Origin of the sequence: Streptomyces aidingensis, assembly GCF_900112355.1 — a bacterium.
In the GTDB taxonomy this organism is placed as follows: domain Bacteria; phylum Actinomycetota; class Actinomycetes; order Streptomycetales; family Streptomycetaceae; genus Streptomyces; species Streptomyces aidingensis.
The window spans coordinates 129887-149013 of record NZ_FOLM01000008.1; the positions used below are offsets into that span (position 1 = coordinate 129887).

Sequence of the window (19127 nt, forward strand, 5' to 3'; positions counted from 1 at the left end):
GCATGCAGGCCACCGCATACACCTTCGACGCCGGGACCGGACGCGGCAGCGTACTGCTGGACGACGGCACGCCGATGGAGTTCGGGGCCGACGCCTTCCGGGCGGGCGGCCTGCGGCTGCTGCGCCCCGGCCAGCGGGTGCGCATCGAACTGGAAGGCGGCGACGACGGCGACGGCCCGCGCCGCATCACCCGCGTGACGCTCCACACCTTCTGAACGCGCCGAACGCTTCCCCGCCGTGCCCGCACACCGCGGCGGTGGTGTGCGGTCCCGCCCCCAGGGCCAGCGCCGCCCGCAGATCGTCCCCCGTGTCCACGTCCTGCCGGGCGCCGGCCACGCCGGGCGGCGCCAGTTCCACCGCGCCCGACGCCAGATGACGCGCCCGCGAGTGCGGGCCGAACGCCGGCGCCGGCTCCGTCCCCGGTGCCACCGCCAGCAGCGTGGTGCCGCTGCCCGCCGCGTCGGCCAGAAAGCTCCTGGCATGCCCGGCCGCGGCGCCCAGCACCCGGGCCAGCTCCTCCGGACGCAGCGCCGGCAGATCCGCGTTGAGCGCCGCCACCGGCGCCCGCCCGCCCCGCGCACCCGACGGTCCCGCGCCCGCGCGTACGGCGCGCACCCCGTGCGTCACCGCCGCGTTGAGCCCGCGCCCCGGACCGTCCGGCAGCACCGCCACCCGGCCCTCCGGCACGCCCGTCCCGCCCGGCGGTCCGCCCAGCCCTCGCAGCCGTTCCCCGGCCGCCGGGTCCTCGGTGACCACCAGCACCCCGGCGACCGCCGGGCAGCGCAGCGCCGCCGCGACCGTGTCCAGGGCGAAGGCCAGGGCCAGCGCCGGGCGCAGCTCGTCCCCGGCCGCGGCGGCCAGCCGGCTCTTCGCCAGCCGCAGCGGCTTGAGCGGCACCACCAGCACCCAGCCGTCCCCTGCCTCGCGCACCGGGCCATTCTGCACGGTTGGGGAGGCTGCCCACGGCCGCCACCCGGGACCCCGCTGCCCGGCGCGCGGTGGTTAGGGTGCTGTGATCCCGGCGCGGCGGCGGCGGTCCGGCCGCTGGACAGCCCGGGACCCCGGGGCGAGACTTGTGCGGCTGTCCGCAGCAGTACCGCCGCAGCAGCGCAAAAGGAGATGGTGTCCGAGTGTCCCGCCGCAGAATCGGTTTCTGGTACCGCTTTGCCGCATTCATTGTGAAACCCGTGCTCACGACCCTCTTCAGCCGGGACTGGAGAGGAATGGAAAACATTCCGGCCGACGGCGGATTCCTCACCGTGGTCAATCACAACTCTTACCTGGACCCCCTTTCCTACGCGCATTTCCAGTACAACACCGGACGGGTGCCGCGCTTCCTGGCCAAAGAGGCCCTGTTCAAGAAGGGGCTGGTGGGCACCTTTATGCGGAACACCGGGCAGATCCCGGTGTACCGCGAGTCGAGCGATGCGGCCGGCGCCTTCCGGGCCGCCGTGGAGGCCGTCCGGCGCGGCGAATGCGTGGCCTTCTACCCCGAGGCGACGCTCACCCGCGACCCGGACCTGTGGCCCATGCAGGGCAAGACCGGCGCCGCCCGGGTCGCCCTGCTCAGCCGGGCGCCGGTGATCCCGGTCGCGCAATGGGGCGCGCACGAGGTGATGCCGCCCTATGCCAAGGAGAAACGGGTCAGGATCTTTCCGCGCAAAACCCTCACCGTGGTGGCCGGGCCACCGGTCGACTTCTCCGACCTCTACGATCTGGAGCCGAACGCCGAAGTGCTGCTGGCCGCCACCGAACGCATCATGGACGCCATCACCGCACTGCTGGCCGAGGTGCGCGGGGAAACCCCGCCCGCCGAACGTTATGTGCACAGGCGCCGGAACGGCCGCAGCCCCGGAACCGGAGAACGGAACGAGGGCACGGCGGCGGCACCGGCTCATGAAGGAGACAGTGAGTGACGCAGGGAGCGACGGGGAGAACGGCGACGCCGGGGGCGACGCGGGCGGCCGTCTACGGGACCGGATCCTGGGGCACCGCCTTCGCCATGGTGCTCGCGGACGCCGGCTGCGAGGTGATGCTCTGGGGCCGCCGCCCCGAGCTGGCCCGGGCGATCAACGAGACCCGGGTCAACCCGGACTATCTCCCCGGTGTCCGGCTCCCCGCCTCGGTGACCGCCACCACCGACCCGGCCGAGGCCGCCCGCGACGCCGAGTTCGCCGTGCTGGTCGTGCCCTCCCAGACGCTGCGCGCCAATCTCGCCCGCTGGGCCCCGCTGCTGCCCGCCGATTCCGTGCTGGTGTCGCTGATGAAGGGCGTGGAACTCGGCACGGCCAAGCGGATGAGCGAGGTCATCGAGGAGGTGGCCGGGGTGCCGGCGCGGCGGATCGCGGTGCTCTCCGGCCCCAACCTGGCCCGGGAGATCGCCGAGCGGCAGCCCGCCGCCTCGGTGGTGGCCTGCGCGGACGAAACCGTGGCCAAGCGGCTCCAAGCGGCCTGCCACACCCCCTATTTCCGGCCCTACACCAACACCGATGTGGTCGGCTGCGAGCTGGGCGGCGCGGTGAAGAACGTCATCGGCCTGGCCGTCGGCATCGCCGGCGGCATGGGCCTGGGCGACAACGCCAAGGCGTCGCTGATCACCCGCGGACTGGCCGAGACCACCCGGCTGGGCCTGGCCATGGGCGCCGACCCGGCCACCTTCGCCGGCCTGGCCGGCCTGGGCGACCTGGTCGCCACCTGCTCCTCGCCGCTCTCCCGCAATCACACCTTCGGCACCAATCTGGGCCGCGGCATGACCCTGGAGGAGACCATCGCGGTCACCCGGCAGACCGCGGAGGGCGTCAAGTCCTGCCTCTCGGTGCTGGATCTGGCCCGCCGGCACGGCGTGGAGATGCCCATCACCGAGACCGTGGCCGGCATCGTGCACCACGGCACCCCGCCGCTGGTGGCGCTGAAGGAACTCATGTCCCGCAGCGCCAAGGCCGAGGTCCGCTGAGCGGGCCGCGGATCCGTCCGGCGGCCCGGCCCGGGGAACGGCGGCCGGGAACGCGCCCGGGAACCGGAGCCGCCGTACCGGGGAGGCTGCTTACCGTCCCCGGCTACGTTCGGTAGCCTCAAGGCGATATGAGCAGCGAGTCCACACCTCAGAATCCCAAGCCGCGTGTCGCCGTCATCTTCGGCGGACGCAGCTCCGAGCACGCCATCTCGGTGGTCACCGCCGGTGCCGTGCTGCGTGCCATCGACCGCGAGCGGTACGAGGTGCTGCCCATCGGCATCACCCCGGACGGCCGCTGGGCGCTGACCGCCGACGACCCCGACCGGATGGCCATCACCGAGCGGGCCCTGCCGGATGTGCGCCGGCTCGCCGAGAACGACAACGGCGGCGTGATGCTGCCGATCGCCGCCGGCAGCCGGGAGGTCCTCTACACCGAGCCCGGCTCCGTGCCCAAGGTGCTGGGCGAGGTCGATGTCGTCTTCCCGGTGCTGCACGGCCCCTACGGCGAGGACGGCACCATCCAGGGCCTGCTGGAACTCTCCGGCGTGCCGTACGTCGGCTCCGGGGTGCTGGCCTCCGCGGTCGGCATGGACAAGGAGTACATGAAGCGGGTCTTCGAGTCCTGGGGCCTGGCCGTGGGCCCGTACCGGGTGGTGCGGCCCCGGGAGTGGCAGCGCGACCCGGAGCGGGTGCGCGGGGAACTGCTGGAGTTCGCCGCCGAGCACGGCTGGCCGCTGTTCGTGAAGCCCGCCCGGGCCGGCTCCTCCATGGGGATCAGCAAGGTGCAGGGCCCCGGTGAGCTGGACCGCGCCCTGGCCGAGGCCCGGCGGCACGACCCCAAGGTGATCGTGGAGGCGCTGGTGCGCGGACGCGAGATCGAGTGCGGGGTGCTGGAGTTCGAGGACGGGCCGCGGGCCAGCGTGCCGGCCGAGATCCCGGCCGACGGCGCGCACGACTTCTACGACTTCCAGGCCAAGTACATCGACTCCACCGAGGGCATCGTGCCGGCGCCGCTGACGCCGGAGCAGACGGCCGAGGTGCGCGAGCTGGCGGTGCGGGCGTTCGACGCCGCCTCCTGCGAAGGGCTGGTGCGCGCCGACTTCTTCCTCACCGAGGACGGCCGGTTCGTCATCAACGAGATCAACACCATGCCGGGATTCACCCCGATCTCCATGTACCCGCGGATGTGGCAGGCGACCGGGGTCGGCTACCCGGAGCTGATCGACCGCCTGGTGCGGGCCGCCCTGCGGCGCGAAACCGGCCTCCGCTGACCGGCGGGCGGCCCGCCCCCGGTTCCGGCGGCCGGGGCCGGGGGAGAGGGCTCAGCCGCCGGGGGCGTGCCGGCGGCCGTCCCCGGCGTCCGCCCCGTCCTGGGCGCCGTCGTCGTCGTAATAGCTCTCCCACAGCGGGTCGAGCGGGATGTGCTCGGCCACCGGAGCGGCGAGATCCACCAGCACCGAGACCTCCGGCGCCAGCTCCCGGGCCACCGTCACCTCCACCCATACCGTGCGCTCGGTGGTGGTGAACCGGTAGCCGTCCGGGCGCTCCTCCGCCAGCCAGGCGACATCGTTCACCACCACGGCGTCGGCCGCCGGGTTGTACTCCCCGCCGGCCGGATCGAGCACCGCGGGGCGGCCGGTTCCGCACCGCAGGGTGATGGACGGATCCCCCCATGCGGCGGCATACTCCGTCTCCTCGGAGAGCGGCCGGCGCGGCTGGTCCTCGATGTGCTCCGGCAGCGCCGCGTACAACGACCGGCAGGCCCGGGCGGCCTCCCCCTCGGGTGCGGGAGGCTCCGGCTCGGGCAGGCCCGAGGAGGAGGTACAGGCGGCCGGGCCCGCCATCGCCAGCAGCGACAGCGCGGCGGCGGTCATGGCGGCCCGGCGTGCCCGGTGTAGGGCGCAGCACATCACCGGGCGAGCATACGAGGACTCAGAGATGAACCACCGGGCAGGTCAGGGTGCGGGTGATCCCGGGCACCCGCTGTACCTCGGCGACCACCAGCCGTCCCAGGTCGTCCACCGTCTCCGCCTCGGCGCGGACGATGACGTCATACGGTCCGGTGACGTCATCGGCCTTGATCACGCCGGAGATCTTCGCGATGACATCGGCGACCGCGGACGCCTTTCCCACCTCGGTCTGAATCAGGATGTACGCCTGTACCACGGGTCCTCCAGGGCGGCTTCGAGGATCGGGGCGCTACCGTAGCGCGTCATGACGGGCGGCCGGGAGCCGTTGGCACTCCGTACCACCAGGTTGACGGATCCCGGCGACGCCGACACCCGGGGGCGGCCCGCCGTACCCGCACGGCGGAAGATGGGCGAGGATCACCGTGTGACCGGCGAGACGAGGGAGAGCTGAGTGAAGGGCACCGTGGGGGAGCTCGGGGAGTTCGGCCTGATCAGGGAGCTGACATCCCGGATCACCAGCGCACCGGCCGTGCGGCTCGGCCCCGGGGACGACGCCGCCGTGGTCGCGGCCCCGGACCGGCGGGTGGTGGCCACCACCGATGTGCTGCTGGAGGGACGGCACTTCCGCCGTGACTGGTCCACCGCCTACGACGTGGGGCGCAAGGCCGCCGCACAGAACCTCGCCGACATCGCCGCGATGGGAGCGGTGCCCACCGCCGTGCTGCTGGGCCTGGTGGTACCGGCCGGGCTGGCCGCCACCTGGCCGGTGGAGCTGATGGACGGCATCCGCGACGAATGCCAGGTGGCGGGCGCCGGGGTGGCCGGCGGCGATGTGGTGCGCGGTGACACCATCACGGTGTCCATCACGGCACTGGGTGACCTCAGGGGCCGGGAACCGGTCACCCGTTCCGGTGCGCGGCCCGGGGACATCGTGGCGGTGGCCGGCTGGCTGGGATGGTCGGCGGCCGGCCATGCGGTGCTGTCCCGGGGCTTCCGTTCGCCGCGCGCCTTTGTGGAGGCGCACCGGCGGCCCGAGCCGCCGTATGCCGCGGGGCCGCTCGCCGCCCATCTCGGGGCCACCGCGATGACCGACGTCAGCGACGGCCTGATCGCCGACCTGGGGCATATCGCCGAGGCCGGCAAGGTCCGGATCAACATCCGGTCGGCGGCGCTGGATGTGCCCGCGCAGATGTCCGACATCGGCAGCGCCGTGGGGGTGGACCCGCTGCACTGGGTGCTCACCGGCGGTGAGGACCACGCCATCGTGGCGACGTTCCCGGCCGGCACCAGACTGCCCGCCCGCTGGCGGGTGATCGGGGAGGTGCAGACGGTCTCCACCCTGCCGCGGGTCACCGTCGACGACGCCCCCTGGGACAAGGCCCCGGGCTGGGACCACTTCACGGCCGCCGGCTGAGTCCCGTCCCGCGGGCCCGCACCGAGGGGCGGGGCGGGGCGGTGCCGGCGGGGGCGGCTAACGTCGGGGGCATGGAGATACCGCCGCGTGTGCTCACCGTCGCCGGCTCGGACTCCGGCGGCGGTGCCGGGATCCAGGCCGACCTCAAGACCATGCTGGCGCTCGGCGCGCACGGCATGAGCGTGGTCACCGCCGTCACCGCGCAGAACTCGCTGGGCGTGCAGGGCGCCTGGGAACTGCCCGCCGAAGCGGTGGTCCGGCAGTTCCGCAGTGTGGTGGACGACATCGGCGTCCAGGCGGTCAAGACCGGCATGCTCGCCTCCGCCGCACTGGCCGAGACGGCCGCGGGGCTGCTCGGCCCGCTCCGGGTGCCGGTGGTGGTGGATCCGGTGGGCGTCTCCAAACACGGCGATCCGCTGCTCGCCCCGGACGCGCTGGACGCCGTCCGCCGGCTGCTGCTGCCGGTGGCGACCGTGGCCACCCCCAATCTGGACGAGGTCGCCCAGCTCACCGGTGTCCGGGTGGCGGGGGAGAGCGACCTGCGGCGCGCGGCCGAGGCGGTTCTGGCGTACGGTCCCCGCTGGGTCCTGGTCAAGGGCGGCCATCTGCCGGGGGACGGCCCGGACGGCCTGTCGGCCGAGGCGGTGGATCTGCTCACCGACGGCAGCGCCGAGCACTGGCTGCGCGCGCCGCGCCGGGACAACCGGCATACCCACGGCACCGGCTGCACCCTGGCCGCCGCGATCGCCTGCCATCTGGCGCGGGGCCGCGCCGTCCCCGAGGCGGTGAGCGCCGCCAAGGAATACGTCACCGGCGCGCTGGCCGCGGGATTCCCGCTCGGCTCCGGGATCGGCCCGGTGCGGCACGGCTACGCCATCCCGGCCGCCCGCCCGGCCGCCGGGCGTCGCGCCATGCCGGGGCCGTGACCGGCGGCCGGAACGCCAAGGAGCCGGTCCGCCCTGCGGCGGACCGGCTCACCGGTGCTTCAGCGCCCGGGATGCGGGCGCGGAGCACCCGCGCCGGGGACCGTCACCCGCTCAGCGGGTGACCTTGCCGGCCTTGATGCACGAGGTGCAGGCGTTGACGCGCTTCGGCGTCCCGTTGACCACGGCACGCACCCGCTGGATGTTGGGGTTCCAACGGCGGGGGGTGCGGCGGTGCGAGTGGGAAATGCGGTTGCCGAAGCCCGGCCCCTTGCCGCAGACGTCGCAGTTGGCAGCCACGGGTCACTCCAAAGACGGGTCAGCCCCACATCAGCGGGGAGACGAAGAATCGTGTACCTGTCCCGGCGGTGCGGTGTCCGGGGCAGCCTGCGTGCTGCGCGCTGCGGCCCGGATCCGGAAGCCGGGGAATTCACGCCCGGCAAACAGCCGGGCAACCGGTGCATCGTACCGCTCCGCTCCCGCCTGAGGAAATCGGCCCGGGCGCCGGTCCGGTCCGGCGGCACCGGCACGGCGCGCGCGGGGAAGCCGTTAGGCTGCCCAGGTCCCCCCGCCGAGCCGCCGAGGAGGTCCGTCGTGCCGCCGCAACCGCTGGACGCCGACGCGGTACGGCGCTGGTGCCGGTTCGCCCTCGACGCCCTCGGCCGGGCGCGCCGGGAGATCGACGCCATCAACGTCTACCCGGTCGCCGACGGGGACACCGGCACCAATCTCTATCTCACCGTGGAGTCCGCGGCCCAGGCGGTGGAGGCGGCGGCAGCGGCCGGCCCCGGCCTGGCCCAGGCCGCCCGGGCCATGGCGCACGGCGCGCTGATCGGCGCCCGCGGCAACTCCGGCACCATCCTGGCCCAGCTGCTGCGCGGCATGGCCGAGGCCTTCGCCGAACACGAGGAACCGGCGGACGCCGAGACCCTGCGCCGCGCCCTGCGGCGGGCCGCCTCCTCGGCCTATCAGGCGGTCGCCCACCCGGTGGAGGGCACCATGCTCTCGGTGGCCGCGGCTGCCGCGGCCGAGGCGGCCGAGGCCGGCCCGGCCCCCGGGGCCGGCGGCGCCGCACCCGGCCCGGCGGAGCGGCAGGTGGCCGAGGTGCTGGCCGCCGCCTGCGCCGCCGCCCGCGCGGCGCTGGCCCGCACCCCGGGGCAGCTCGCCGTGCTGGCCCGTGCGGGCGTGGTGGACGCGGGCGGCACCGGACTGGTGGCGGTGCTGGAGGCGCTGGACGAGGCCGTCTCCGGCCGCCCGCCGGACAGCTCGCTCCACCACCACGGCCTGGCCCCGGCCGCCGCCCGGCCCGCGGCCGGTCCCGGCCCCTGCCCGGAGCACGGCCGCCCCGCCGCGACCGCCCCCGGTGCTCCGCCCGGGGCCGGGCCGGGACCCGGGCCGGGCTACGAGGTCATCTATCTGCTGGAGGCCGCCGACGAGGCGGTGGCCGCGCTGCGCAGCCGGCTGGACGCCCTGGGCGAGTCCCTGGTGGTGGTCGGCGGCGACGGCCTGTGGAACGTCCATGTGCACACCGATGAGCCCGGCGCCGCCGTCGAGCACGGCATCGAGGCCGGCCGGCCGTACCGCATCCGGATCAGCCACCTCGGCGCGGCCACCGCCGAGCCGGTGCGCCCGCAGCGCGCCGCCGCCGCCCGCGCCGTGGTCGCGGTGATGCCCGGCGACGGCCTGTCCCGGCTGTGCGAGGAGGCCGGCGCCGTGGTGCTCACCACCCGCCCCGGGGAGCCGCCCGGCAGCGGTGAGCTGGCCGCCGCCGTGCTGGCCGCCGGCGCCGGTGAAGTGGTGCTGCTGCCCAACGACGCCGCGCTGCGGCACGCCGCCGCCGCGGCGGCCGACGAGGTGCGGGCGGCCGGTGTCCGGATCGCCGTCGTGCCCACCCGTTCCCCGGTGCAGGGCATCGCGGCGCTGGCCGTGCACTCCCCGGAGCGGCGCTTCGACGAGGACGTGGTGGCCATGACCTCGGCGGCCGGGGCCACCCGCTACGGCGAGGTGGGGGTGGCCGAGGCCGAGTCGTGGACCACCGCCGGAGTCTGCCAGGCCGGGGACGTGCTCGGCCTGATCGACGGCGATGTGGCGGTGATCGGCACCGACCCGCACCGGGTCGCCGCCGAGGTGCTGGAGCGGATGATGTCCGCGGGCGGGGAACTCGTCACCCTGGTGCTGGGCGAGGGCGCGCCGCCGGACCTCGCCGAGCGGCTCCGGGACCAGGTGCGCCACCGCCATCTGGGCGCCGAGACGGTGGTCTTCGAGGGACGCCAGACCGCGCCGCTGCTGATCGGCGTCGAGTAGCCGCCGCCCCGCCCCCGCTCCGCCCTGCGGGACCCGGCCGCCCCGCACCGCGGGTGCCCGCGCCCTGCGCCCGGCTGTCCGAGCCATGGTGTGCAATGGGCAGTGCACGGCGCCCGCCGTGCAGCCCGCGGGGCTGCGGCGGAGCACACCCCACGACGGAAGGAGCAGTGGTGCCGGTCGCCCTGGAGGATCCTCTCAGGAGCGTCGTCGGCGGCAGCACCGCGAAGGTGATGGCCGACCATCTCGGGCTGCGCACCGTCGGCGATCTGCTCCACCACTACCCGCGCCGCTATGCCGAGCGCGGCGAGCTGACCGGCCTGGCCGAGCTGCCGCTGGACGAGCATGTCACCGTGCTCGCGGAGATCGCCGACGCCCGGGTGCTGACCTTCAACCGCGGGCGCGGCCGGCGTCTTGAGGTCACCCTGACCGACGGCACCGGCCGGCTCCAGCTCGTCTTCTTCGGCCGCGCCGTGCACCATCACGCGAAGGAGCTGCTGCCCGGCCGGCGCGGCATGTTCGCCGGCAAGGTCTCGGTCTTCAACCGCCGTCTCCAGCTCTCCCACCCGGCCTACCAGTTGCTGGGCGCGGCCGGGGAGGAGGAGGACGGCCGGTCGGCGGCCGGGGCCGCCCGGGAGTTCGCCGGGCAGCAGATCCCCATCTATCCCGCCTGCAAGCAGCTTGAGTCCTGGAAGATCTCCAAGGCGGTGGACACCGTGCTCAACTCCCTCCAGCAGGAGGAGTGGCGCGGTCTGGCCGATCCGCTGCCGCCGCGGCTGCGCGCCGAGCACCAGCTGCCCGGTCTGCCCGAGGCGCTGCTCAAGGTGCACCGGCCGCGCACCGCCGCCGACCACACGCTGGCCCGCAGACGCCTGAAGTGGGACGAGGCCTTTGTGCTCCAGGTGGCGCTGGCGCGCCGCCGCCGGGACGACGCCCAGTTGCCCGCCGTTCCCCGGGTGCCCGCCGAGGACGGTCTGCTGGCCGCCTTCGACGCCCGGCTGCCGTTCACCCTCACCGAGGGGCAGCGGAGCGTCGGCGCGGAGATCTTCGCCGATCTGGCCGCCCCGCACCCCATGCACCGGCTGCTCCAGGGCGAGGTGGGTTCCGGCAAGACGCTGGTGGCGCTGCGCGCCATGCTGGCCGTGGTGGACGCGGGCGGCCAGGCCGCCATGCTGGCGCCCACCGAGGTGCTGGCCCAGCAGCACCACCGCTCGGTCACCGAGATGATGGGCGAGCTGGCCGAGGGCGGCATGCTGGGCGGTGCCGAGCAGGGCACCAAGGTGGTGCTGCTCACCGGTTCGATGGGCACCGCCGCCCGGCGGCGGGCGCTGCTGGAGCTGGCCACCGGCGAGGCCGGCATCGTGATCGGCACCCATGCCCTGATCGAGGAGAAGGTCAGGTTCCACGACCTGGGTCTGGTGGTGGTGGACGAGCAGCACCGGTTCGGCGTGGAGCAGCGGGACGCGCTGCGCGCCAAGGGCAGGCAGCCGCCGCATCTGCTGGTGATGACGGCCACCCCGATCCCGCGCACGGTGGCCATGACGGTCTTCGGCGATCTGGAGACCTCGGTGCTGGACGAACTGCCCGCCGGGCGGGCGCCGATCGCCAGCCATGTGGTCCCGGCGCTGGACAAGCCGCATTTTCTGGACCGGGCCTGGCAGCGGGTCCGGGAGGAGGTGGAGGGCGGCCACCAGGCGTATGTGGTCTGCCCGCGGATCGGTGACGAGGACGAGCCCGCCTCCCGCCGCCCGGCCGCCCCCGGGGAGGACGGGGAGGACGGCGCGGACGGCGGCGAGGGTGCGGATCCGGGCAGACGGCCCCCGCTGGCGGTGCTGGAGGTCGCCGCCGGGCTGCGCTCCGGACCGCTGGCCGGGCTGCGGGTGGCGGAACTGCACGGCCGGATGGCACCGGAGGCCAAGGACGACCTGATGCGCCGCTTCGCCGCCGGTGAGGTGGATGTGCTGGTGGCCACCACGGTGATCGAGGTCGGGGTGAACGTCCCCAATGCCACGGTGATGGTGATCATGGACGCGGACCGGTTCGGCGTCTCCCAGCTCCACCAGTTGCGCGGCCGGGTGGGCCGCGGCTCGGCCCCGGGCCTGTGCCTGCTGGTCACCGAGATGCCGGAGGCCACCCCGGCCCGCTCCCGGCTGGACGCGGTGGCCGCCACGCTGGACGGTTTCGAGCTGTCCCGGATCGACCTGGAGCAGCGCCGGGAGGGCGATGTGCTGGGCCAGGCCCAGTCCGGCGGCCGAAGCTCGCTGCGGATGCTGGCCGTGATCGCCGACGAGGACATCATCGAGGCGGCCCGGGCGGAGGCCACCCGGCTGGTCGGCCGGGACCCGGAGCTCACGCACCACCCGGCCCTGCGCACCGCGCTCGACGCCCTGCTCGACGAGGAACGCGCCGAGTTCCTCGACAAGGGCTGAACCGCGTTCCCCCGATGCCGGAAGCGGCACGGAAAGGGCTCGCACATCCGTGCTAATTGTCAGTGCCACCTGGGAGAATGGACATAGTCCGCCCCGATCCACCCGGGATCGCGGGCAGCTGGACTGGGGGTCCACGACATGGCATTCCGGCACATCAACGAACTGCCCCTCGGCGAGAAGATCTTCCGCATCGAGCTCTCCAGCGACGACGACATCTCCGTCTCCCTCACCCTCACCGGATGGCGCGAGACGGCCCCGGAGACGCCGATCGCCAGCGGTGCGCTCACCATGCCGCTGGCCGACGTCCCCACCCTGCGGATCGCGCTCACCCGCGCCCTGCGCGCCCTGGCCCTCGCGGCCGATGTGTCGGAGCCGATTCCCGACCGGGACATCCTCCGGGAGCTGTTCCCCGGGCACGGCGCCCCCTGGGTGCCGCAGCACGAGGAGGACCTCACCCGCCGTTTCCACGCGGGCGAGACCATCGCGCGGATAGCCGCCCGGTTCGGCCGCACCCCCGATTCGGTCCGCACCAAGCTCCGTGAGCTGGGGCACGACCCGCGCCGCCCGGAGCACTGCCCGCCGGACGGCTGTCTGTCCTGGTCCCGCTACGCCTCGCCGGTGCTGCTCGGCGCGGCGGAGACGGGCCACGCCCAGGCCGGCTGAGCCGGCCCGGGCGGCCGGGGCCTGGCACGGCCGCAGCGCGCACCCCGCCGCCGCGGTGGGGTGCGCGCCACCGGGGTCCGGCGCCGTATAGCGTGGCAGGGACCGCACCTGCCCGCGCCGGCCCGGCCGGCCCCGTCAGGTCCGGCCAGGCCAGGTCCGGGTACTCTCCGGGTACCCGCAGCCCACCGCGGAGGCAGCCGAAGATGACCCGCGTGATCGCCGGCACGGCGGGCGGACGGCGGATCGCCGTGCCGCCCGGCCGGTCCACCCGGCCCACCTCCGACCGGGCGCGGGAGGGCCTGTTCTCCACCTGGTCCGCGCTCCACGGCCCGCTGGAGGGGGCCCGGGTGCTCGATCTGTACGGCGGTTCCGGCGCGGTCGGCCTGGAGGCGCTCTCCCGGGGTGCCGCGCACGCCCTGCTGGTGGAGTCCGACGCTCGGGCCGCCGCCGTCATCCGGGCCAATATCCGTGCCCTGGGCCTGCCCGGCGCCGAGCTGCGCACCGCCCGCGCCGAACAGGTGCTCGCCGGGCCCGCGCCCGGGGATCCGTACGACCTGGCCTTTCTGGACCCGCCCTACGCGGTGTCGGACCCGGCGCTGCGCGAGATACTGATCACACTGCGGCTCCGCGGCTGGCTCGCCCGTGATGCACTCGTCACCGTGGAGCGCAGCACCCGAGGCGGGGAGTTCCGGTGGCCGGACGGATTCACCGGGCTGCGGGCCCGCCGTTACGGCGAGGGAAGCCTCTGGTACGGTCGCGCCGCCGACGAGGACGCTACCGGCCGGTCATGACGGTGGGACCCGCCATGACCGGCCGGATGGACGAGGAGAAACGATTGCGCCGCGCCGTCTGCCCCGGGTCCTTCGACCCCATCACCAACGGGCATCTCGACATCATCGAACGTGCCACCAAGCTCTTCGACGTCGTGCACGTCGCCGTCATGATCAACAAGTCCAAGCAGGGACTGTTCACCATCGAGGAACGCATCTCGCTGATCGAGGAGGTCACCGGCGAATTCGGCAATGTGGTGGTGGAGGCGTTCCACGGACTGCTGGTCGACTACTGCAAGCAGCGCGACATCCCGGCCATCGTCAAGGGCCTGCGCGCGGTGAGCGACTTCGACTACGAACTCCAGATGGCCCAGATGAACAACGGCCTCTCCGGTGTGGAAACCCTCTTCATCCCCACCAACCCCACCTACAGCTTCCTCTCCTCCAGCCTGGTCAAGGAGGTCGCCACCTGGGGAGGCGACGTCTCCCACCTGCTGCCCGAGCCGGTGCTCGGCGCGCTGGCGGGCAAGCTCCGCCGGCCCTGACCCGTGCCCCGCCGACGCCCGGACGGGCGCCGCGCGCGACCCCCCGTGCCTCGCCGCGCGCCGCCCGCCGGGCGGCCGGGTGTCCGCCCGGACGCCCGGGGCCGTACAGTCGGGGCCGTGGACGTACACCAGAGACTCGACGAGATCGTCGCCACCGTGCAGAGCGCCAAGGGCATGCCGATGTCGGCGTCCTGCGTGGTCAACCGCGCCGATCTGCTGGCCCGTCTGCGCGAACTGCGCGACGAACTCCCGGACTCCCTCTCCCAGGCCCGGCAACTCCTGGGCGGGCGCGACCAGGTGGTGGCCGAGGCCCGGCAGGAGGCGGAGCGGATCGTCCAGGCCGCCCACGCCGAGCGCGGTTCGCTCATCGACGGCACCGAGATCGTCCAGCGTGCCCAGGCCGAGGCCGACCGCATTCTCTCCGAGGCCCGCCGCGAGGCCGGTGAGATCAAGATGCAGGCCGACGACTATGTGGACAGCAAGCTCGCCAACTTCGAGGTGGTGCTGGGCAAGACCATCGGCTCGGTGGAACGGGGACGCGACAAACTGCTCGGCCGCACCGCCGCGGAGGAGGGCTACGAGGAACCCGACGGCGATCCCCGGGCCCTGCTGGACCGCGCCGACGAGTATGTCGAGGCGCAGTTCCGCGCGATAGAGACGGTGCTGCGCAAGACCCTGGAGGCGGTCGGCCGGGGCCGGCAGAAACTCACCGGCCACCGCCCGATCGACGAACTGGGCGCCCATCTCGCCGAACAGGACGCCCGCGAGGCCCGCGCCGCCGCCGAACTGGCCGGCACCGCCGGCTACGGCGACGGCGCCCAGCAGCAGCCCCGGCCCGACCCCTACGGCTACGGCGCCCAGGGCTCCCCGGACCCCTATCCGCAGGACGACCCCTACGCCGTCCCGCAGCAGAACCAGGGCGGCTACGAGCACTACGACCAGTACGAGCAGTACGACTACGGCAGCGGCGGCGGAGCCTCCGACCCGTACGCGCCGGCCGCCGCCGCCCCGTCCTCCGGCCAGGACTACTACGGTCCCTCCGGCGGCGCCCCCGGCTACCCCCAGCAGTCCTCCGCCGGCTACCAGGGCGGCGGCTCGCTGGACGAGACCAGCTTCTTCGACACCGGCATGATCGACGCCGAGCAGCTCCGCCGCTACGAACAGGGCCGCTGATCCGGACCGCCCCCGCCCGGGCCCGGCGGACGGCTCGATTGGGAGCCCGGCGGGCCGTGGCGTATTCTGTATCTTCGGTCGATCTTCGGTCGCGGCCGGAGCCGTGTGTCCGCCCGCCGGGCGCATGCGCCGCGCCGGGGCGGGGCACCCGCCGCGCGCGGGACCGCGCCCCGGAGCGTCCGTCCGGCCGATTCCGCCACTCGCCAGCATTCGCACAGAAAGCGCAGAAGCCCTGAAAGCGCCCCTGAACCGCCGCGCCCCCCTGGTGTTCGACACACGGGAACTGGGGCGCCGTCCGGGTGCGCTGACCAGGGTCTCCCGCACCGTCCCGGCCCCGGCCGGGCTCGGCATCGAGGTGATCGGGGTCCCCGAGGGCGCCCCGGTGGAGATCGAGCTGCGCCTCGAATCGGTGGTGGACGGGGTACTGGTGACCGGTACCGCCCGTGCGCCGCTGGAGGGGGAGTGCGTAAGGTGTCTGGAGCCGGTCCACGACGAGGGCGTGGCCGAGTTCCAGGAGCTGTACTCCTACCCCGACTCCGACGGCCGGGGCCGCCAGGCCGCCGCCGACGAGGAGGAGGGGGAAGAGGCCGGCTTTCTCGAGGGCGATCTGTTCGACCTCGAACCCGTGCTGCGGGACGCGGTGGTGCTGGCACTGCCGCTGCAGCCGGTGTGCCGGGAGGACTGCCCGGGCCTGTGCCCCGACTGCGGGGCCCGGCTGGCGGACGACCCGGAGCACCACCACGACGACGCCGTCGACATCCGTTGGGCGGCGCTGCGGGACTACTCCCGGACCCTCGGGTCCGGGGAACGGCCCCGCGAAGAGTAAGCAGACGCCAGAAGCAAGCGCCAGGACGCCGCCCGCGCCGCGGGAGGCCCCTGCCGGACACAGGAGAAGTAGCCGTGGCTGTTCCCAAGCGGAAGATGTCGCGCAGCAACACGCGCCACCGCCGGTCGCAGTGGAAGGCTGCGGTCCCCAATCTCGCCACCTGCGAGCGCTGCCAGGAGCCCAAGCTCCAGCACGCCGCATGCACCAACTGCGGCACCTACAACCGTCGCCAGGTCCTCGCGGTCTGAACGGCGGGTGACAGGCTCAATGTCGGACGCCCCCATGTCGCAGACCAGGACTCAGGCGTCAAAGGACACGGCCTCGTCCCTCGCGGTACTGGAAGGGCGGCTCGGCTACCGGCCGGAGCCCGCCCTTCTCGTACGTGCGCTGACCCACCGCAGCTACGCGTACGAGAACGGCGGTCTGCCCACCAACGAGCGGCTGGAGTTCCTCGGGGACTCGGTCCTCGGCCTGGTGGTCACCGACACCCTGTACCGCACCCATCCCGACCTGCCCGAGGGACAGCTCGCCAAGCTGCGCGCCGCGGTGGTCAACTCCCGCGCGCTGGCCGAGGTCGCCCGCAGCCTGGACCTGGGCTCCTTCGTGCGGCTCGGCCGGGGTGAGGAGGGCACCGGCGGCCGGGACAAGGCCTCCATCCTCGCCGACACCCTGGAGGCGGTCATCGGCGCGGTCTATCTGGACCAGGGACTCCAGGCGGCCGACGAACTGGTGCACCGGCTCTTCGACCCGCTGATCGAGCGCTCGGCCGGCCTCGGCGCCGGGCTGGACTGGAAGACCAGCCTCCAGGAACTCAGCGCCGCCCAGAACCTGGGCGTGCCCGAGTACGTCATCACCGAGTCCGGACCGGACCACGAGAAGACCTTCACGGCTGCCGCCCGTGTCGGTGGTGTCGCGTACGGCACCGGTACCGGCCGCAGCAAGAAGGAGGCGGAGCAGCAGGCCGCCGAGACCGCCTGGCGGGCCATCCGGGCGAACCCGGGCGGCAGCGGCGGTGCGGAGGGCGGCCCGCCGGTGGAGGCGGACGGCCCCGGTGCCTGAGCTGCCCGAGGTCGAAACCGTACGGCGCGGCCTGGACCGCTTCGTGGCCGGCCGCTCCGTGGCCGCGGCCGAGGTGCTGCATCCGCGCGCGGTGCGCCGCCACCTGGCCGGCGCCGGGGACTTCACCGGGCGGCTGACCGGCCGCCGGCTGCTGGCCCCGCACCGCCGCGGCAAGTATCTGTGGCTGCCGCTCGCCGCTCCCGGCGAGCCGCCGCAAGCGGCGGACGGCCCGGAGGAGGCGCTGCTGGCCCACCTCGGGATGAGCGGGCAGCTGCTGGTCCGGCCGCCCGGCGCCCCGGACGAGCGGCATCTGCGTGTCCGGATCACCTTCACCGATCCGGCCGGTGGTGAACTGCGCTTTGTCGACCAGCGCACCTTCGGCGGCCTCTCCGTGCACCCCACCGTGCCCGGCGAGGCCGACGGCCTGCCGGAGATCATCGCGCACATCGCCCGCGACCCGCTCGACCCGGCCTTCGACGACGACGCCTTCCATGCCGCACTGCGCCGCCGCCGCACCACGGTCAAGCGCGCCCTGCTCGACCAGTCACTGATCAGCGGGGTGGGCAACATCTACGCCGACGAGGCGCTGTGGCGCGCCCGGCTGCACTACGACCGGCCCACCGCCGGCCTGACCCGGCCGCGCACCGCCGAGCTGCTCCGCCATGTGCGCGAGGTGATGACCGGCGCCCTGGCCTCCGGCGGCACCAGCTTCGACAGCCTGTATGTCAACGTCAACGGGGAGTCCGGCTACTTCGACCGTTCGCTCGACGCCTACGGCCGGGAGGGGGAGCCCTGCCGCCGCTGCGGCACCGCCCTGCGGCGGCGTCCCTGGATGAACCGCTCCAGCTACTTCTGCCCCCGCTGCCAGCGCCTCCCCGGCACCACCCGCGCCCGGCCCGCCCGGGAGCCGGCTCAGTAGCCGAAGTTCTGCGTCCACCACGGGCCGCCGGGGCCGATGTGGACGCCGACGCCCAGGGTGGTGAAGTCGCAGTTGAGGATGTTGGCGCGGTGTCCCTCGCTGTTCATCCAGGACTCCATCACGGCTGCGGCGTTCTGCTGCCCGCGGGCTATGTTCTCGCCGCCGAGACTGGTGATCCCGCGTGCCTCGGCCCGGTCCCAGGGGGTGCGCCCGTCCGGGTCCACATGGTCGAAGAAGTTCCGCGCCGCCATGTCCTGGCTGAACGCCTTGGCCAGCCCGTCCAGCCCGGTGTCCGGTGCCAGCGGCCGGCAGCCCGCCTCCGCCCGGGCCTCGTTCACCAGCCGCAGCACCTCTCTGGCGGCGGCCACCGCCGGATCGGCGGCCGGCGGCTGGGTGGTGGCCGGCGGCTCGGTACCGGCCGCCGGTGTCGAGGGCGCGGGCGATGTGGCCCCGGCGGACGGCTCGGGGCCCGCCGGCTCCGCCTCGTCCTCAGGGGTGGTCTCCGCCGTGGGCTCCGCCGGCTCCTGCTCCTCCTCGGCCGGGGCGGTCTCCTCGGTTCCCCCGGTCTCCTCGGGCGTCCGGCCGGTCTCCTCCGCGCTGGGCGAGTCCGACGGCTCCGTGCCGTCCGCGGGCGTCGCCCCCGGCTCCCGGTGTCCGGTCTCCTCGCCGGCCCGGGTCTCCTCGGCCTGCCCCTGGGCGGCGGGGGAGGAGGTGTCGCCCGGGCGGCCGCCGTTCTGCGCCTGGATGTTGCGCGGGCCGTCCAGGGTGAAGCGGTCGCCCGCGCCCGGCACCAGCCCGGCGCCCACGGCCACGGCGCCCACGGTGAGTGCGGCGGACGCGCCCAGCAGCCCCGCCCGGGCGGGGGTCTGCCTCAGCCGGGCGCCCCGGCCCGCGGCACGGCGATGGCGTCCCATCAGCGGCACCGTCCTCGCATGGTCGACGTCACAATCCGACACCACCCGGAAGGGTGAATTCCTGTCGCTGGACTGTACGGCATGGAGCAGTCCGCACGGGTACTTCTGTGCGGAATGACGCAGATAACCTGCGTCACAGCAGCCGCAGCGCTGTCCCCTCGCGCTGCGCCAACCGGTGTGCGTCCGGGCCCGGCGGGCCGCCGGGGGTCCTTCCGCGGCCCGCCCGGGAAGAGATTTCGGCCACACTGCCCGTCCCGCCGCCGTCGCCCTCCGCGCCGGTCTCCGGGCTCCGGCGGCCGGCCGCGCGGAGCTCCGCCGCGCCGTCCCG

21 protein-coding genes are annotated in these 19127 nt (G+C 74.4%); 16 read left to right on the top strand and 5 right to left on the bottom strand.

The annotated features are described in order from the left end of the window. Positions 1–2: 2 nt before the first annotated feature. On the top strand, positions 3–215 hold the full coding sequence (locus BM242_RS15935) for a hypothetical protein (RefSeq protein ID WP_093839497.1): 213 nt from the start codon (positions 3–5) through the stop codon (positions 213–215). On the opposite strand, the gene cofC is transcribed toward BM242_RS15935, so the two are convergent. Beyond that, positions 187–930, bottom strand: a complete 744-nt coding sequence (gene cofC, locus BM242_RS15940) for a 2-phospho-L-lactate guanylyltransferase (protein WP_245834133.1) — start codon at positions 928–930, stop codon at positions 187–189. The genes BM242_RS15935 and cofC overlap by 29 nt on opposite strands. A gap of 200 nt (positions 931–1130) precedes the next feature. Between cofC and BM242_RS15945 the strand changes: the two genes are divergently transcribed. The 3 genes from BM242_RS15945 to BM242_RS15955 all read left to right on the top strand — a co-directional run bounded on the left by BM242_RS15945 (position 1131) and on the right by BM242_RS15955 (position 4224). Then, entirely contained in the window at positions 1131–1916 is a 786-nt protein-coding gene (locus BM242_RS15945) for a lysophospholipid acyltransferase family protein (RefSeq protein WP_093839499.1), read from the top strand. Continuing rightward, entirely contained in the window at positions 1913–2953 is a 1041-nt protein-coding gene (locus tag BM242_RS15950) for an NAD(P)H-dependent glycerol-3-phosphate dehydrogenase (RefSeq protein WP_281254687.1), read from the top strand. Before BM242_RS15945 ends, BM242_RS15950 begins: the two co-directional genes overlap by 4 nt. Before the next feature lie 128 nt (positions 2954–3081). Then, on the top strand, positions 3082–4224 hold the full coding sequence (locus BM242_RS15955; protein ID WP_093839501.1) for a D-alanine--D-alanine ligase family protein: 1143 nt from the start codon (positions 3082–3084) through the stop codon (positions 4222–4224). 51 nt (positions 4225–4275) lie between these two features. Here the strand turns inward: BM242_RS15955 and BM242_RS15960 are convergent, their stop codons facing one another. Both BM242_RS15960 and BM242_RS15965 read right to left on the bottom strand, forming a co-directional pair. Further along, positions 4276–4827: a DUF3515 domain-containing protein gene (locus tag BM242_RS15960; RefSeq protein ID WP_245834135.1), complete on the bottom strand. Its 552-nt coding sequence runs from the start codon at positions 4825–4827 to the stop codon at positions 4276–4278. A 58-nt stretch (positions 4828–4885) separates the two neighbouring features. Continuing rightward, entirely contained in the window at positions 4886–5119 is a 234-nt protein-coding gene (locus tag BM242_RS15965) for an Lrp/AsnC family transcriptional regulator (protein WP_093839503.1), read from the bottom strand. 195 nt (positions 5120–5314) lie between these two features. On the opposite strand from BM242_RS15965, the gene BM242_RS15970 reads away from it, so the two are divergent. Together BM242_RS15970 and thiD are read left to right on the top strand one after the other, a co-directional pair. Further along, positions 5315–6277: a thiamine-phosphate kinase gene (locus tag BM242_RS15970; RefSeq protein ID WP_093839504.1), complete on the top strand. Its 963-nt coding sequence runs from the start codon at positions 5315–5317 to the stop codon at positions 6275–6277. Positions 6278–6348: 71 nt separating this feature from the next. Further along, complete coding sequence (thiD, locus tag BM242_RS15975) at positions 6349–7203, top strand: bifunctional hydroxymethylpyrimidine kinase/phosphomethylpyrimidine kinase (RefSeq protein WP_093839505.1); 855 nt, start codon at positions 6349–6351, stop codon at positions 7201–7203. A 111-nt stretch (positions 7204–7314) separates the two neighbouring features. Here thiD and rpmB read toward each other — a convergent pair whose 3' ends face one another. Next, positions 7315–7500: a 50S ribosomal protein L28 gene (gene rpmB, locus BM242_RS15980; RefSeq protein ID WP_093839506.1), complete on the bottom strand. Its 186-nt coding sequence runs from the start codon at positions 7498–7500 to the stop codon at positions 7315–7317. A 294-nt stretch (positions 7501–7794) separates the two neighbouring features. Here rpmB and BM242_RS15985 point away from each other — a divergent pair, with 294 nt between their 5' ends. From BM242_RS15985 to mutM, 10 genes are all read left to right on the top strand, one after another. Next, positions 7795–9504 carry a DAK2 domain-containing protein gene (locus tag BM242_RS15985; protein ID WP_093839507.1) on the top strand — a complete coding sequence of 570 codons (1710 nt, stop codon included), beginning with the start codon at positions 7795–7797 and terminating at the stop codon, positions 9502–9504. A 230-nt stretch (positions 9505–9734) separates the two neighbouring features. After that, on the top strand, positions 9735–11930 hold the full coding sequence (gene recG, locus BM242_RS15990; protein WP_245834173.1) for an ATP-dependent DNA helicase RecG: 2196 nt from the start codon (positions 9735–9737) through the stop codon (positions 11928–11930). 138 nt (positions 11931–12068) lie between these two features. Further along, positions 12069–12593, top strand: coding sequence for a hypothetical protein (locus tag BM242_RS15995; RefSeq protein ID WP_093839509.1), 525 nt, complete (start codon positions 12069–12071; stop codon positions 12591–12593). Between the two features lie 203 nt (positions 12594–12796). Beyond that, entirely contained in the window at positions 12797–13384 is a 588-nt protein-coding gene (rsmD, locus tag BM242_RS16000) for a 16S rRNA (guanine(966)-N(2))-methyltransferase RsmD (protein ID WP_093839510.1), read from the top strand. A gap of 44 nt (positions 13385–13428) precedes the next feature. Then, positions 13429–13908: a pantetheine-phosphate adenylyltransferase gene (gene coaD / locus BM242_RS16005; RefSeq protein ID WP_217652509.1), complete on the top strand. Its 480-nt coding sequence runs from the start codon at positions 13429–13431 to the stop codon at positions 13906–13908. 117 nt (positions 13909–14025) lie between these two features. Then, complete coding sequence (locus tag BM242_RS16010) at positions 14026–15081, top strand: F0F1 ATP synthase subunit B (protein ID WP_093839511.1); 1056 nt, start codon at positions 14026–14028, stop codon at positions 15079–15081. Between the two features lie 265 nt (positions 15082–15346). Beyond that, a complete protein-coding gene (locus BM242_RS16015) occupies positions 15347–15907 on the top strand; it encodes a YceD family protein (RefSeq protein ID WP_245834137.1) in 561 nt (186 codons plus the stop codon). Between the two features lie 74 nt (positions 15908–15981). Continuing rightward, a complete protein-coding gene (gene rpmF / locus BM242_RS16020; protein WP_093839513.1) occupies positions 15982–16155 on the top strand; it encodes a 50S ribosomal protein L32 in 174 nt (57 codons plus the stop codon). 19 nt (positions 16156–16174) lie between these two features. Beyond that, the gene (gene rnc, locus BM242_RS16025) at positions 16175–16966 is read left to right on the top strand and encodes a ribonuclease III (protein WP_245834139.1); all 792 of its coding nucleotides are present in this window, start codon (positions 16175–16177) and stop codon (positions 16964–16966) included. Beyond that, complete coding sequence (gene mutM, locus BM242_RS16030) at positions 16959–17885, top strand: bifunctional DNA-formamidopyrimidine glycosylase/DNA-(apurinic or apyrimidinic site) lyase (RefSeq protein ID WP_093839514.1); 927 nt, start codon at positions 16959–16961, stop codon at positions 17883–17885. The genes rnc and mutM overlap by 8 nt, the downstream gene beginning before the upstream one ends. On the opposite strand, the gene BM242_RS16035 is transcribed toward mutM, so the two are convergent. Continuing rightward, a complete protein-coding gene (locus tag BM242_RS16035; RefSeq protein WP_093839515.1) occupies positions 17879–18799 on the bottom strand; it encodes a CAP domain-containing protein in 921 nt (306 codons plus the stop codon). The two genes, mutM and BM242_RS16035, sit on opposite strands and share 7 nt — an antisense overlap. Positions 18800–19127: the final 328 nt, after the last annotated feature.

Bases quoted from the DNA above. Each gene is read 5' to 3' on its own strand.
- BM242_RS15995 (WP_093839509.1), top strand. From the start codon at position 12,069: ATGGCATTCCGGCACATCAACGAACTGCCCCTCGGCGAGAAGATCTTC.
- BM242_RS16035 (WP_093839515.1), bottom strand. From the start codon at position 18,799: ATGGGACGCCATCGCCGTGCCGCGGGCCGGGGCGCCCGGCTGAGGCAG.
- BM242_RS15960 (WP_245834135.1), bottom strand. From the start codon at position 4,827: ATGACCGCCGCCGCGCTGTCGCTGCTGGCGATGGCGGGCCCGGCCGCC.
- BM242_RS15935 (WP_093839497.1), top strand. From the start codon at position 3: ATGCAGGCCACCGCATACACCTTCGACGCCGGGACCGGACGCGGCAGC.
- BM242_RS15955 (WP_093839501.1), top strand. From the start codon at position 3,082: ATGAGCAGCGAGTCCACACCTCAGAATCCCAAGCCGCGTGTCGCCGTC.
- rnc (WP_245834139.1), top strand. From the start codon at position 16,175: ATGTCGGACGCCCCCATGTCGCAGACCAGGACTCAGGCGTCAAAGGAC.
- thiD (WP_093839505.1), top strand. From the start codon at position 6,349: ATGGAGATACCGCCGCGTGTGCTCACCGTCGCCGGCTCGGACTCCGGC.
- recG (WP_245834173.1), top strand. From the start codon at position 9,735: ATGGCCGACCATCTCGGGCTGCGCACCGTCGGCGATCTGCTCCACCAC.
- rsmD (WP_093839510.1), top strand. From the start codon at position 12,797: ATGACCCGCGTGATCGCCGGCACGGCGGGCGGACGGCGGATCGCCGTG.